Here is a 15,450-nt window from a genome sequence, read left to right on the forward strand (position 1 = left end):
ATCACATATATATGTAGGCGATATCTAAAAAGCCTCTTACAAAATTATAGATCACCATAAAACAAAGAAAATAGAGTAAAAATGATCACTTTTTTTGTTGATTGGCTGATAAACGCGCACGCAATTTCATTGCATAATCCTTTTTCGTCACTTGTCGTGCACGGCCCAAAGCTATACTATTCATAGGAACATCTTCAGTAATTACACTGCCTGAGGCGATATAAGAACCGTCCCCTATCATCAATGGAGAAACAAGTGCGGAATTAGATCCGATGAAAGCATGATCACCAATCATAATTTTATGTTTATGAAATCCGTCATAATTGCAAGTAATAGTCCCAGCTCCAATGTTGACCTGTGCTCCAATTTCGGCATCGCCAATATAACTCAAATGATTAATCTTGGAGGCTTTTCCTATTTTAGCTTTTTTGACTTCACAAAAGTTTCCAATCTTTACCGATCCTGCCAACTCTGTTCCAGGTCGCAGACGCGCATAGGGTCCAATCCGTGCATCTGTACCAACCACAGCACCCTCTAGATAGCTAAATGCATGAATAACTGCACCAGAATGTACTTTTACGCCCAGCCCAAAATAAACATTTGGCTCAATCATCACCCCTGGTTTAATCTGCGTATCATAAGAAAAATAAACAGTTTCTGGTTTAAGGATTGTCACACCAGACAACATTAAATCGCGTGCTTTACGTTTTTGCCATAAAGAATCAGCTTCAAAAAGCTCAAAACAATTATTAACTCCTATAATATTGTCAAAAGGAACTTCAACAACACGAACATCTAATCCTTCTTGCGATGCAATAGAGACAATATCTGTGAGATAATATTCTCGCTTTGAATTATTGTTACCAATCTTCTCTAACAGAGAAAGTGCATACTTTCCATTAAGGGCCAATATCCCACCATTACAAAAAGAGAGCTTTTTTTCTTCGTCGCTAGCATCCTTTTCTTCTATAATCGCGATAAGTTTACCATTTTTCTCAAGAAGACGCCCATAACCTGTTGGATTAAAAGCACGAAAACCAGCAACAACAACATCTGCTCCACCAGCAAGTTGCGCACGAAGTTGTAACAATGAATCTTGCTCAATCAAAGGGGTATCACCAAAAACAATGAGAACATCATCCACCCCTTTTTGCAAAGCTAAGCGAGCAGATAAAACAGCATGTGCTGTTCCTAAACGTTCTTTTTGTTCAAAAATCATTGCATTTTTTACAAATGATTCAACAACATGCACGACATCTTTAGCCCCAAAACCCACAACGACTGCTAATTGTGAAACACCGGCTAATTCTATTTGTTTTATAACGTGGCATATAAGAGGCAATCCAGCAATTTTATGAAGCACTTTAGGAAGCGACGACTTCATGCGCGTCCCCTCACCTGCTGCAAGAACAATAGAAAGACAACTTCTCATCATAAAACTCATCAAACTAACGAGAAAAACCTAAAAAATTCACAATATCATGCCAATGGATAGTTTCAATTTGATTCAACAAAGGGTAATGTTCCAAAAGCCAAAATGAAAAATCCTGCATAGAGCCTGTTAAAAATAAAATACCCGTCACAACCAAAAAAATACCAATAATTTTTTCAACTTTTCCTAAATGAATACGAAAAGCTCCTAAAAATCTCATAAAACTACTCGAAAATAAAGCTGCTATCAGAAAAGGCACACCAAGTCCTAAGGCATAAACCCCTAAAAGAACAGCTCCCTCACCCACAGTTTCTTTTGTTCCAGCAAGTGTTATAACGGGTCCTAAAATTGGGCCAATACAAGGTGTCCAACCAAATGCAAAAGCTAAACCAATAACGTAAGCACCTAAAGGACCAGAAGGCCTTTTATGTATTTGAAAACGCGCTTCACGAAATAAAAAAGCAATTTTGAAAAGACCCAAAAAGTTTAAACCAAAAATAATAATGATAATTCCAGCAGAAAGTGCAAACCAATCACGATAATAAGCGATAAGCTTTCCAATTGTGCTTGCACTGGCACCTAAAGCGACAAAAACGGTTGTAAAACCCATCACAAAGGCAATAACAGAAGATAAAAGCGCCCACCGTATAAACACTCTTCCCTTATGTTTTTCTGAACGAAAATCATCAATACCAATGCCCGCCATATAGCACAAATAAGGAGGAACTAACGGCAAAACACACGGTGATAAAAAAGAGAGTGCACCAGCAAAAAATACACCAACTGTCGAAATTTCTACAATCAAAACTCTCTATCCGTTTTCTATAACAGTTTATGCACATGCACAACCATCAATCGATTTCTTCATCAATTTGTTGCATATTTTGTGCTTTCGCTACCACATTTATATCTTCATCACGGCCAGAAACAACTGAAAAAACTTTTTGATAAATTTGATCTTTATTCTTAGCAATCGCAATGTATTCCCCTTCAGCTAACACAAGCGAAACATAAGCGCCAACAGTTTCGTACATAATATCACCAGAATTATTGGTGATAGACCAACTTGTATCGGCAAGCGCTTCCCCTCCTTCTTGCCTTACCAATTTTAAAACGATTTGGGCCGCCTGATGTTCAAGACTTACTTCTGTAATTTTACCTGCATCCACTTGGATATCCGAATGAACAACGGCATTAATGGAACCATAATGGGAAGCAACATGATAGCGACCAGCCTTCAAACGTACAATGGAATGAGGTTTAATATTTGATAGAACGACACCAGTATCATCGTTTTCTTTCTCATCCTCATAGAGAGTAAAACGTAATTCCTTTTCATTAACTATACCATTTAATAATGTGGCATTTAAAGTAACAGCACCAGCATCAAGATTAAAATTTTGAACAAGGCTCTTTCCATTTTCTAAACTTATATGACGCACCGCACTTGCATGACCAAAAGAAACATGAACAAGATAACTTCCTGGTTCTAAATCAAAACGTGCACTACCACCCTCATAAGTTGTAATCAGTGGTAATTTATTGTCAACCCCTAAGATAGGAGCATAAACCCGCCACACAAGCCCTTTTACAATATTTTCATTACTGTTTGTTAATCGAGCATGCAATATAAGTTGGGTCTGAGAAATTAAATTTTCTTTTTCATTGTTTTGAGATTTTGAAATAAAACTTCTTGATTGTTCTTGTTTACGCTCTTGCTCCCCCTCTTCTTGAGAAAAGGCACAACGACTCCACATCAATAAAAGAATAAGTGCCACGCCGAACCACAAACATCGGTGCAATATCTTCGTAAGGACATCCATTCTTGCATTGTTGATCAAAGCGATAATCTTTTCAAGAAGCCATACCACAAAGTCACCATTCTAAATTGAAAAACTTACACCGCAACCGCACGATGAGACAGCATTGGGATTATGAATTTGAAAAGATTGCCCTATAAGATCATCAACAAAATCAATTTCAGCCCCTTCCATGAAGGGAAGTGAAAGTGAATCAATAAGGACAATCGCCCCACCTTTTTTTAGAACGAAATCATCTTCATTTGTTTCAGAAACCAAATTATATTTATAAGAAAAACCGGAACACCCACCACCTTCAACGGAAACCCGTAATCCTATTTTATCCGGCTCACTCGAAAGTATCTGTACAATCCGTTTGGCGGCTGCATCTGAAATATTCACGCCCATTTTTATATATCCTTGCATTAAACTATCAAGAAAGAGTATCCTAAACAAGAATTTATTCATAATACAATAATTTCAATTTAAATTTAGGATGGAAATGGATAGCTTGCAATGGATAAAAGCAAGATCAATTTCAATTACCAATCTCGAGCGGTCTATAGTGCCAATCCGCAAACAAGCCGTGGCAGATTATTCCATGAAACTATGAATACTCTACGATCACCTTTTCAACGAGATAGAGATCGTATTATTCACTCTAACGCATTCCGGCGTCTTAAACATAAAACCCAAGTATTTATTGCTGATGAGAGCGATCATTATCGTACACGACTGACGCATTCAATAGAGGTTTCTCAAATTGCAAGAACATTAGCTCGTGCACTCTATCTTGATGAAGATCTTGCCGAATCTATTGCTCTTGTACACGACTTTGGACATACACCTTTTGGCCATGCAGGAGAAGATGCTCTTAACGAAGCAATGGCACCTTATGGCGGCTTTGATCATAATGCACAAGCGTTACGCATTGTTACAAAATTAGAACAGCGCTATGCAAATTTTGATGGACTTAACCTGACTTGGGAAACCCTCGAGGGACTTGTTAAACATAATGGCCCCCTTTTAGGTCCTTATGCTAAAAACAAAGATATCCCTATCGATATTCTACAATATAATGCAAAGCAGGATCTTCAGCTCAATTGCTTTGCTGGACTAGAAGCACAATGTGCTGCGATTGCTGATGATATTGCTTATAATGCGCATGATGTTGATGATGGGTTACGATCACAATTTTTAACACTTGATCAATTCGAACAGGTTTCACTCACTGCAGCATTATTAAATGACATAAAAAAAGAGCATCCACAACTCGATCAAACTCGGCGGGGCTACACACTAGTGCGCAGACAGATAAAAACCATGGTTGAAGATGTTATCAAACAATCACAAGAAAACTTGGCACGCGTCAAACCGAAAAGTATAAGTGATGTTCACCAAGCAGAACAAACCATTGTTACCTTCTCCCCCACAATGGCCGTTTACGAAAGAGAACTAAAAGATTTTCTGTTTAAAAACCTTTATTACCATGATCAAGTTCTCAATCGTCGCAATGCAGCAAAACGCATTGTACAAAAACTATTCGAATGTTATTATGAAAACCCAGATGTAATGCCTGAAAACTGGCATAACAAAACAGCTCACTTAACAAATCAAGAGTTAGCGCGTCTTATTGCTGACTTTCTGTCAGGTATGACCGATCACTACGCTCTACGTGAATATCAGCATTTATTTGACTGCACAGATAATTTTATTTAACAGCTTTTGAATACACAATGGAAGTTGAATATGAATGTCTTTAAAAACTTCGAAAAAAAAATTAAAAAATCATTAGAGTCATCTGATATAAAAGGAAAAAACGGAGAAGATTTAGATTTATCAAAAATTACCGTGGATCCTCCGCGCGATTCGTCACATGGACATTTATCAACCAATGCTGCCATGGTGCTTGCAAAATCTACTGGGCTTAATCCACGTGCACTTGCAGAAAAGATCATAGAACTTCTCAAAAATGATCCTTCTGTCGAAAGTATTAATGTTGCCGGTCCTGGATTTATCAACATCAAGCTTACAAAACCATTTTGGCAAGATTTAATAAAATCCATGCTTGAAAAAGGAATATCTTATGGCCGTATTCCTATGGGACAGGGAAAGCGCATCAATGTTGAATATGTATCAGCAAATCCGACAGGGCCGATGCATGTGGGGCATTGCCGGGGTGCTGTTGTTGGAGATGTTCTCTCAAACTTGCTGCAATTTGTCGGTTATAACATTACAAAAGAATATTACATCAATGATGCTGGTAAACAAATCGAAGTCCTCGCCCATTCCGTATTGTTACGTTATCGTGAAGCTCTTGGACAAAAAATCAATGAAATTCCAGAAGGGCTGTATCCTGGTGAATACTTGATACCATTGGGTCAATCGCTTGCTCAAGAATTTGGCGACAAATTACTCACTATAGATAAAGAGGAAGCTCTCTCTATCGTAAAAGAACGTGCGATTCATGAAATGATGTCAATGATTCGAAAAGATTTGGCTGCACTTAATATTTATCATGATATTTTTTTCTCTGAGCGGATGCTTTATGCCGATAATGCACGTGCTATTCGTAATACGATTAATGATCTTACTTTAAAGGGATATATCTACAAAGGTAAGCTCCCACCACCAAAAGGGCAAAACACAGAAGACTGGGAGCCATGTGAACAAACTTTGTTCCGTTCAACGGATGTCGGAGATGACCAAGACCGTGTCTTAATTAAATCTGATGGTTCTTACACTTATTTTGCTGCCGATGTTGCTTATTTTCGTGATAAATTCAATCGCCATTTTGACGAAATGATCTATATTTTAGGAGCAGATCACGCTGGTTATGTAAAGCGATTGGAAGCAATGGCAAAAGCGATTTCCAATGATAAAGCCAAATTGAGTGTCTTCTTATGTCAATTGGTAAAACTCTTTCGCAATGGTCATCCTGTACGCATGTCGAAAAGAGCAGGATCATTTGTCACTTTACGTGATGTTGTAGAAGAAGTTGGGAGTGATCCAGTACGTTTTATGATGCTATACCGTAAGTGTGAAGCACCTCTTGATTTTGATTTTGCAAAAGTGACAGAACAATCAAAAGATAACCCCATCTTTTACGTACAGTATGCAAGTGCACGATGTCATTCAGTCTTTCGTCAAGCACAAGAAACCCTCTGTATTGAAAATATTTCAAATGACAAAATAATTGAGCATCTTAACAGATTAACAGATGATAATGAAATATTCTTAATACGCAAACTTTCTGAATATCCACGCATCATTGAACAAGCAGTAGTTCATAAAGAACCACATCGATTAGCATTTTATCTCTATGATCTTGCTTCCAGTTTTCATACCCATTGGAATAAAGGGAGTGATAATCTCAATTTACGCTTTATTCAGCCTGATGATAGGAATCTTTCATTTGCCAGATTGGGCTTGATACAAGCTATCATGAATATTTTATCATCAGGACTTGCAATTGTGGGAATCAAAGCAGCAACAGAAATGCGTTGAAAAAGTTCTACAAATACATAAAATGAGTACTTTATTGATAAATTTTTTCGTGTATCCTTTATAGGAGGGAGAAAGTTTATATTTAAGAATATAAAAATTAACTATTATTGCACGCAGATGCAAATCGTCATGTGAGAAAAGCTATGAGCGATAACAATCGCAAAAATCCGTACGAAATGAAACAGGATTATGAACATCATAACCCTTTGGAAAAACTTACGCGAATTTTTACTCCAAACAAACAAAGAAAAAATCAAAAAGACCTGTCTTCTTTGCAGATTGATCAGTCAATATCTCAGTCTCCTAAAACTTCACTTCATGGTGATGATTTTGATTTGTCCTTTTTAGAAGCGGAATTTGAAAATAATTTAAAGAATGACTTGCCACTTGATGAGCAAAAAAAACAGTTTAACTTACACAAAACCAAAAATAAAACAAATTCAGATGTTATATCAACTACCTTGTTTAACCATCCAGAAAAAGATAGCTTTTTGTCTGAAGAGAAGCTTTCTTTACCTCAGTCCCATAATGAAGAACAAATTTTAGACGCACTTTCTCCATTACCAATTCAAAAGAATCTGTCATCTCAAAACAAAACATCACAAACTCCTGCTCATCCCTCTTTTGAAGAAAGTAACTTTGATCCGCTATCAGAAAATTTCTTTTTTGATGAATCTGAGAGACAAGATAATAATAGAATTATTCCAGAACTAGGTGAACAAAACAAGCGTTTTTCACAAACAATCGCGCCACAACAAAACACATCGAACATACAACAAAATTATGATGACAATCAAAGCCTTCATAACTCTCCTATAAACCATCCCTATAAAGTTTCAGCTGATCAAGAAAATTGGATTGAAGAATATTATACCAATGTTCCAAATCCTTCCATGAAAGCAAACACTGGTTTTTCATCTGCTACCCTTATTTCAGAAAGAGAAGGCACTGAAAGAAGTAAATCAACAAGTGACTTTCCATCACCTTTGGATTCGACGCAAACAAACAAGTCATCTGATTTAAAAGGTTTCCTACAAGAAAATCACACTGATTCTTATCCTCAATTTTATGAAGAGAAACTCTCAGAACAAGAAACTTATGCCGCACAAACTCCCCAATATGTTGATTCTCAAGACCAATACATCAATAATGCTGAAAATATCTCTAAGCAAAACAATGAAAAAGAGGTTGTGTATAAACAAAACAATTTAAATAAGATTTCCTCCTCATCGAAGGTTTTTAAGGACACACAAACAGATCGTTTTTTTGCTCATAATACTATGCAAAGGGATACTTCTCCTCCAAGTGTTGATACTTATAAGTTTTCGGATGAAATCGTAGAAAAAACCGGACCTATTATGGTTCCAGAAGTTCCGTATGAAGTCCCCGAATATGATGTCCCTACTGATGGTTTAAAAGAAGAATTTTCGGATGTACTTAATGTAGGAAATGTTTCAGCAGAAAATTTTTCGCAGCAAAAACCGCAAGATAAAGTTTTCAATGAAATTTTTAATCAAACCATACAAAATTCAAAAGAAAATACGTATATAAATCCCCAAGAAGAGAGTACCAACTATTTTCCTGCTGACAATACGAAGCATACCGAGAGTTTATCATACAAGAGTGTAGATGAAATCCCCTACACATCAAATCCTCTTTCCCTAGAAAATTCTATTTTTAGTAAAACTCTTACTAAGAGTATTATTCTTCTTATTTTGATAGCAGTTAGTTTTGTAGGTTATTCTCGCTTTTTTATGTCCTCACAAAAGAATGAAAGCACACCTATTATCCACGCTGACAATACACCTTTTAAATTTAAACATCAATCAACAGAAACAAAGAATGATGTTGAGCATAATTTAGATATTTATAAACAAACAACGGGACAAAATGAAAAACAAGAAAATACACAACAATTTCTTATTGATAATTCGGAACCCCCTGAAGATTTAGCAGCATTAAATCAACAAGAATCCACAAGCTTTTCCCCCTCCTCTCTTGATGATTCTGATGTTGAAGATGCAGTGACAGAAGCCATCAATCACACCATTCCAACGCAAAAAGTACAAACTGTTATTGTAAAACAAGATGGTACAGTTGTGCTCTCGCCAATGCATGACACAGAGAAAAAAACTACTGATAAATATGAAGAAAAAATTGATCAAACTACTGTAGATCAGCTTCAAGAATCCCAACCAATTTCTTCCCACTTTTCTGATACAAAGGACAAAGAAGCAGAAGATAATCTCACGAGCAATATTGATAAAATAATCGCTGAAAATATTTCTACATCTAGTGTTGAGAAAAAAGTTGAAAATTCATTTGTACCACTTCCTTCACATGCGAAGAGCAATTCAGAAGTACAAACGCCTGCTTCTTCTCACAAAAACCCACCAGTTCAAGTACGCACACAAAATTCAGAAAATTATTATGTACAGCTTGCATCTCAACCAACACATGCACTTGCTAAGGATTCTTTGAAAAACATGAAATCTAAATTTGGATTCCTTATCGGCACTCGTCCTTTAAATATTCAGTCTGCTGTCATACCAGGAAAAGGAACTTATTATCGTGTTCGTGTTCAAGCGCAAAACCGTAATGAAGCTATAAACCTTTGTGAAAACATCAAAAATTCTGGAGGAAGCTGTTTTATCACACGCTAAACAAATAATGCAACGGTTGTTAAAACCGTTGCATTATTTGTTCTTCTACTGATTAATTGATGACTGATTCATTTCAGAAATTAACATTTTATCAGATTTTTTCCAGCTTTAAAATTTAAGATTATTTTACTCTTTGATCCATATTTGGTTGGATTCTTTCCTTTGAAAAGCTTTATTCATAAAATAAAGGTTATCTTGTATCTTTATAATTATGAGGTACTGGAGATATCGGATTTAAATCTTTTCTCGGAGTTGTTACAGTTTGGCTCGATTCTGTCGTATTATAGTGAGAGATACGGTCGGGGGATTTTGTAAAAAAAGATCCTAAAAAGCCGAAAATAAACCAGAGAATAAAAAGCGTAAGAAGAATAACAAAAATGCCTTTCCAAATTGAATTATGTTGTTCATGCTTTGTCTTTTCTGCAGCTATCCGTTCCTCGTATGTTTGGTAATTTCTATCAATCATAGTGAATTCCTTTTCTCAATTTCCCTACCTGTCAAGTTATTTAAAAGATATACATATACGAAATTATTCAGGTCCTTATTTTATGAAAACGATAAATAGGTATAAAGGTTCCAGATTACTTGATAAAATTGAGAAGAAAAATTATGAAAACAGAGAGAAAAAACATCTCTCAATAGCCTTCTCTTTCAATTCTATATAAGGCATTGACACAAATGATTTGCTAATAATAAATTTGTAATGAAAGCAGTTTATTATTTTTATAATATAAAACATCTAGAAATAAAGCATATCTCAAAAGGTTTTACTGATGAAATCTCCTACATCATCAATTCCATTTAAAATAGAAAAACATCCATCACCTTTATCAGACGAAGAACGTGAGCATATTCTCAAAAATCCTGGTTTTGGTCAATTTTTTACAGATCACATGGTGATCATTAAATGGACTAAAGATAAAGGTTGGCATAATGCTGTCATCTCTCAATACAAATCTTTAGAAATTAATCCAGCAAGTACCGTTCTGCATTATGGGCAAGAGATTTTTGAAGGTTTAAAAGCGTATCGTGCAAAAGATGGGCGTATTTTGTTATTTCGTCCTGATGCCAATGCGCAACGTTTTATAGAATCAGCAAGACGATTAGCTATGCCTGAATTGCCAAAGGACATTTTTTTAGATGCTGTTCATAAATTGGTAAGAATTGATCAAAATTGGATTTCTGGAAATCCCAATGCTAGCCTTTACATACGTCCGTTTATGTTTGGTAATGAAAACTTTTTGGGAGTTCGCCCTTCTGAAAAATATATTTTCTGTATTATAGCATCTCCTGTTGAATCCTATTTTAAAGGAGAAGAAAAACCTGTCAGTGTATGGCTTGAAACAGATTACAGCCGTGCTGGTCCAGGCGGAACAGGTGTAGCAAAATGTGGTGGTAACTATGCAGCAAGTTTACTTGCACAAAAGAATGCAGAACAAAATAATTGTAGTCAAGTACTCTTCCTTGACATGGTTGAACATAAGTGGATTGAAGAACTCGGCGGTATGAATGTTTGTTTTATTATGGAAAATAATACGCTTGTAACACCCGCACTTAATGGCACAATTCTTGCAGGAATAACACGTCATTCAATTTTGAAGTTGGCCCAAAAAATGGGTTTAAAAATAGAAGAACGCCCTTATTCTTTTGAATCGCTTCAGGAAGATGCAAGAAGTAATCACCTGAAAGAAGTTTTTGCTTGCGGTACTGCTGCTGTTGTCACATCAATCGGCCGTTTTAAATATAAAGGTGGTGAATTCGTTATCGGAAATGGAATGATTGGTGAGGTCACGAAAAAACTTCGCACACAACTTGTTGATCTTCAAAAAGGCAATAGAGAAGATAAAAATGGCTGGGTCCATTCTGTTCAGCTCTCATAACAATAAAAAAATATTTCTAAACACAACCCTCATGCTTCCATGAGAGCATCTCTTAGAACCTTCATGGAAGCATACACTTTCAAAAGATACTTTACTATTTTTAATAGCCACAGAAAAAGATGAGATTAATCAAATTTTGAATGGTCTCTATGTTGTGCTTTGATATTACGAATTGTACCAGTGTGTGAACGCATCACAAGGGTTTCTGTTTGAATATAACGAGAGGTGAATTTAACACCAGAGAGTATATTTCCATCTGTTACACCTGTTGCAGAAAACAAAACATCACCCTTTGCCATTTCTTCCATTGTATAAACTTTATGAGGATTATCGATCCCCATTTTTGCCGCGCGTGCAATTTTTTCGTCTGTATCAAGCAGCAAGCATCCTTGCATCTGCCCACCAATACAGCGTAAAGCTGCAGAAGCTAATACACCCTCTGGTGCTCCACCAATACCCATATAGATATCAATGCCGGTTTCATCTGGATCAGTTGTATCAATAACGGCAGCAACATCCCCATCACCAATTAAGCGAATTGATGCCCCCGTTGATCGCACTTCATTAATCAGTTTTTCGTGGCGAGGTCGATCCATAATACAAACAGTAATCTGATTAACAACCACTCCCTTAGCCTTTGCAAGGGCGTAAATATTATCGGTAGGAGAAGCATCTATATCAACAACCCCCTTTGGATAACCAGGGCCAATAGCAATTTTTTTCATATAAACATCAGGGGCATAAAGGAGGTTACCCTTTTCAGCAATTGCAACCACAGCTAAAGAATTAGGAAGATTTTTAGCACAAATTGTTGTTCCTTCAAGTGGGTCAAGTGCAATATCAATCGCCAATCCATTTTGAAGACCTATTTTTTCTCCAATATAAAGCATAGGAGCTTCATCACGTTCACCCTCTCCAATCACCACTGTACCATCAACAGGCAATCGATTAAGTTCCTTACGCATTGCATCTACAGCTGCTTGATCAGCAGCCTTTTCATCACCACGCCCGCGCCAGCGTGCAGCTGCAACAGCAGCCCGTTCAGTGACACGTACTAACTCGAGCGTTAGAATACGATCAAGTCCATTTAAAATTTTCTGAGTTGTGGGCATATGAAAAATCCTACTGAATGAGTACTGCAAAAAACATGAATATTTATTGCAAAGCATTTTAAATAAAGTTTTTGACAAAGATGAGAACTTTCTACAAGAAAAAAAGCACTCAAGCTTTCTCTTCGGCTATTATATAAAACAAAATGTCAATTCTACACCATAGGTTCGATACGAATAAATTGAGACTTTGCAACAAGATGACCATCTTTTTCAATTGCAGCAAGCGCTTGTTGTACATTCACTTCTGTTGTTTCATGGGTTATTAAAATAATTGTTTTCACACTCTGACTTTCTACAAAAGACCTTTGAACAATCGATTCTAATGAGATGTGATTACCAGCCATATGCTTTGCAACCGCTGCAAAAACACCAGCACGATCATGAACATTCAAACGAATAAAATAACCACCTGCATGATGAGAAATACGTGCTTTTTTGTGAGGAGCAAGCCCCAATGCTGGTCTTCCTAAAACAGGCGCATACTGAAAACCAGGACGCGCTTTCGCTATATCAGCCAAATCACCAATAACCGCTGATGCTGTTGCTGTTCCTCCAGCACCAGGACCAGAAAGCAGTAATTCACCTAATAAATCACTTTGAATAGAAAGAGCATTCGTCACACCATGAATCTGTGCAATCATTGATGATGTTGGTACCATGGTTGGATGAACACGTTGCTCGATTCCCGTCTCGGTTTTTAATGCAACCCCTAATAGCTTAATCCGATATCCTAATTCATCAGCTGCACGGATATCAATCTGCGAAATATTGCTAATTCCTTCAACATAAATATCGTCTAATGAAACCGCCGTTCCAAATGCTAAACTTGTCAATAAAGCTAATTTATGAGCGGTATCATTTCCTCCAATATCAAAAGTGGGATCAACTTCAGCATAACCAAGTCTTTGTGCATCTTCCAGACACTCTTTAAATGAAAGTCCTTCAGTAAACATGCGCGTTAATATATAGTTGCATGTTCCATTAAGAATGCCATAAATCCGCGATATATGATTACTGACAAGTGATTCTCTCATCACTTTGATGATAGGAATTCCCCCTGCAACGGCAGCTTCAAAATGAAGAAAAACCCCTTTTTTTTCTGCACTAACAGCAAGCCTCCCCCCATGTTGAGCAAGAAGCGCTTTATTAGCAGTAACAACATGATGTCCGGTTTCAAGCGCCTTTTTGACGGCTGCATACACGACATCCGATTCGCCACCAATTAATTCAACAAAAACGTCAATCTCATCAGAAGATGCCATCTCCACAGGTGAATCAAACCATTTTACATCACTAAGATCAATTCCACGATTGCGACTTTTATCGCGCGCACTAACAGCAACAACTTTGATTGATCGACCGCACTGACAAGTCAAACTATTGGCTTTTTCGCGTAGAATTCGAACAACTGAACTACCAACCGTACCAAGCCCTGCAATGCCAACTTTTAAAGATTCTTCCATTATCTAATTGCTTATCCTTAATCTTCACTAAAAAACGTTAAATGATGCTCAAATCAACGCAAAATAATGCTCTACAAGCCATAAAATCTAAAGAAATCCCCTGCTCCATTTAACCTCATTTTTCCCTAATACAACAACACTGCTCGTTTAATTAAAATTCCTAAAGAAAACAAATACTTACTTTTTTCAAAGATTAAGAACCTTTATAAAATGACTGTTTCAGATACTGAAAACTAAAATCTGTACATGAAAAACTTGCACTTACACCCCCCCATTTTTTTATATATCTTTCAAATGATAGCAAGATAAAAGAAACCTTATTTTTTAAAGGTATTCCTAACCATAATTTTTATGAAAACAAAAGTGCTCCATAACCTAAAAGAATTTTATATGCATAAAAAACTATAACTTATCTCTTTCCAACAGAAAAACTTCTCTGCTATCCTAACATTGAAACATAAATTAAACTACTATGGAAGCTTTCAAAACTTACAGATGCAGATTATCATAAATCATATAAAAGAATAATTTTATTTCTGGATAAAAAAATCTTTTCCATAAAAACTAAATTCAATAAAAAAAGAGCATAGCAACAAAAAACTTCCAACGAACAATAGTCTTTCATACGATAAATTAAGAGAATGGATGAAATAAGATTGGCTAAAAAATAATACAATATCTCTCCATCATTGCACAGCTTGAGCTATATAAAAACTTCTTTTTTTCATCCAAAGATCTTAAACGCGCTACATAATTTAAATGAATTTTTACATCAAAGCAGAAGATTACAAAACTTCACTTGTATACAATACAATCCTGAAATATTATAAAATAAAGGTAAGATTTAGAGACTCCAAACATTTGATATCAGCTGATCAACAGAAACTTAAAATGTTAAGAAATTAAGATTGTTCATACATCAATCAACTCTCTGGAAAGACAACATCTTGTATATAAAAACCATTCAGATACAAAAAGTGAGCCATAATTTTTTTCAAAGTTTTCTTACTTGAATCATTGAGAAGTAAATATGACGAAAAGTAATTATTCACTTCCACTTTGCACAAAATGATTCAATGTTTTTCATTTTTATGATACACAGTTTTTTCTCATTCCATTAAATCAATCTACAAACTTATAGCTGAGAGACAATTTTATACGATCGCGTTGCTTATGAGCATAAGTACTATTTTTAGTTCAACAAACTGCCCTAAAATAGCTTTTTACTAATAAAATGCTAGAAGAATACTCTTTTTATGAAATATTTTTGAGCAATTAAAGCAAGACTCTCATCATGCAGACATCACCCAAAAATTAATAAAATCATACCACAACATAGTAACTCCAAAGAGCTGATTTTATTTTTCTGCTCTTTCTCAAACCAAAAATAACAAAAAAGAGCATTCAATTATTGTGACTCTAACATCAAAACTCTCTATTAATCGTTATAATTACTCTCTATATTTTCTCATGCAAAACTCTAAAAAGTAAAATAACCTAGACAAATCTCACAGAGACATACGCAAAAAATAATTTAATAAAATAGATTTTTTTTAAAAAAATTACGCAGAGGGCTTGCGAAGTAAAAAGATCC

The 15,450-nt window shown here is 35.8% G+C and carries 11 protein-coding genes; 4 read left to right on the plus strand and 7 right to left on the minus strand.

The annotated features are described in order from the left end of the window. Positions 1–85: 85 nt before the first annotated feature. The 4 genes from glmU to erpA are packed head-to-tail and all read right to left on the minus strand — an operon-like array spanning position 86 to position 3,639. Positions 86–1,432: a bifunctional UDP-N-acetylglucosamine diphosphorylase/glucosamine-1-phosphate N-acetyltransferase GlmU gene (glmU, locus tag AYT27_RS05070; protein WP_011180859.1), complete on the minus strand. Its 1,347-nt coding sequence runs from the start codon at positions 1,430–1,432 to the stop codon at positions 86–88. A gap of 16 nt (positions 1,433–1,448) precedes the next feature. Further along, the gene (locus tag AYT27_RS05075; protein WP_011180860.1) at positions 1,449–2,237 is read right to left on the minus strand and encodes a cytochrome c biogenesis CcdA family protein; all 789 of its coding nucleotides are present in this window, start codon (positions 2,235–2,237) and stop codon (positions 1,449–1,451) included. Positions 2,238–2,283: 46 nt separating this feature from the next. Continuing rightward, a complete protein-coding gene (locus tag AYT27_RS05080) occupies positions 2,284–3,255 on the minus strand; it encodes a carboxypeptidase-like regulatory domain-containing protein (protein WP_034448150.1) in 972 nt (323 codons plus the stop codon). Positions 3,256–3,315: 60 nt separating this feature from the next. After that, on the minus strand, positions 3,316–3,639 hold the full coding sequence (gene erpA / locus AYT27_RS05085) for an iron-sulfur cluster insertion protein ErpA (RefSeq protein WP_011180862.1): 324 nt from the start codon (positions 3,637–3,639) through the stop codon (positions 3,316–3,318). Positions 3,640–3,747: 108 nt separating this feature from the next. On the opposite strand from erpA, the gene AYT27_RS05090 reads away from it, so the two are divergent. From AYT27_RS05090 to AYT27_RS05100, 3 genes are all read left to right on the plus strand, one after another. Beyond that, positions 3,748–4,950: a deoxyguanosinetriphosphate triphosphohydrolase gene (locus AYT27_RS05090; RefSeq protein WP_011180863.1), complete on the plus strand. Its 1,203-nt coding sequence runs from the start codon at positions 3,748–3,750 to the stop codon at positions 4,948–4,950. Positions 4,951–4,980: 30 nt separating this feature from the next. Next, positions 4,981–6,738: an arginine--tRNA ligase gene (gene argS, locus AYT27_RS05095; protein ID WP_011180864.1), complete on the plus strand. Its 1,758-nt coding sequence runs from the start codon at positions 4,981–4,983 to the stop codon at positions 6,736–6,738. A gap of 143 nt (positions 6,739–6,881) precedes the next feature. After that, complete coding sequence (locus AYT27_RS05100; RefSeq protein ID WP_011180865.1) at positions 6,882–9,401, plus strand: SPOR domain-containing protein; 2,520 nt, start codon at positions 6,882–6,884, stop codon at positions 9,399–9,401. 190 nt (positions 9,402–9,591) lie between these two features. On the opposite strand, the gene AYT27_RS05105 is transcribed toward AYT27_RS05100, so the two are convergent. Further along, the gene (locus AYT27_RS05105) at positions 9,592–9,867 is read right to left on the minus strand and encodes a hypothetical protein (RefSeq protein WP_011180866.1); all 276 of its coding nucleotides are present in this window, start codon (positions 9,865–9,867) and stop codon (positions 9,592–9,594) included. Between the two features lie 307 nt (positions 9,868–10,174). On the opposite strand from AYT27_RS05105, the gene AYT27_RS05110 reads away from it, so the two are divergent. Next, positions 10,175–11,281: a branched-chain amino acid aminotransferase gene (locus AYT27_RS05110; RefSeq protein ID WP_011180867.1), complete on the plus strand. Its 1,107-nt coding sequence runs from the start codon at positions 10,175–10,177 to the stop codon at positions 11,279–11,281. A 125-nt stretch (positions 11,282–11,406) separates the two neighbouring features. Here AYT27_RS05110 and glpX read toward each other — a convergent pair whose 3' ends face one another. Together glpX and AYT27_RS05120 are read right to left on the minus strand one after the other, a co-directional pair. Further along, positions 11,407–12,393, minus strand: a complete 987-nt coding sequence (gene glpX / locus AYT27_RS05115) for a class II fructose-bisphosphatase (RefSeq protein WP_011180868.1) — start codon at positions 12,391–12,393, stop codon at positions 11,407–11,409. A gap of 152 nt (positions 12,394–12,545) precedes the next feature. Continuing rightward, the gene (locus tag AYT27_RS05120) at positions 12,546–13,856 is read right to left on the minus strand and encodes a homoserine dehydrogenase (protein ID WP_011180869.1); all 1,311 of its coding nucleotides are present in this window, start codon (positions 13,854–13,856) and stop codon (positions 12,546–12,548) included. Positions 13,857–15,450: the final 1,594 nt, after the last annotated feature.

The sequence above is a fragment of the Bartonella henselae str. Houston-1 genome (assembly GCF_000046705.1).
GTDB lineage: Bacteria > Pseudomonadota > Alphaproteobacteria > Rhizobiales > Rhizobiaceae > Bartonella > Bartonella henselae.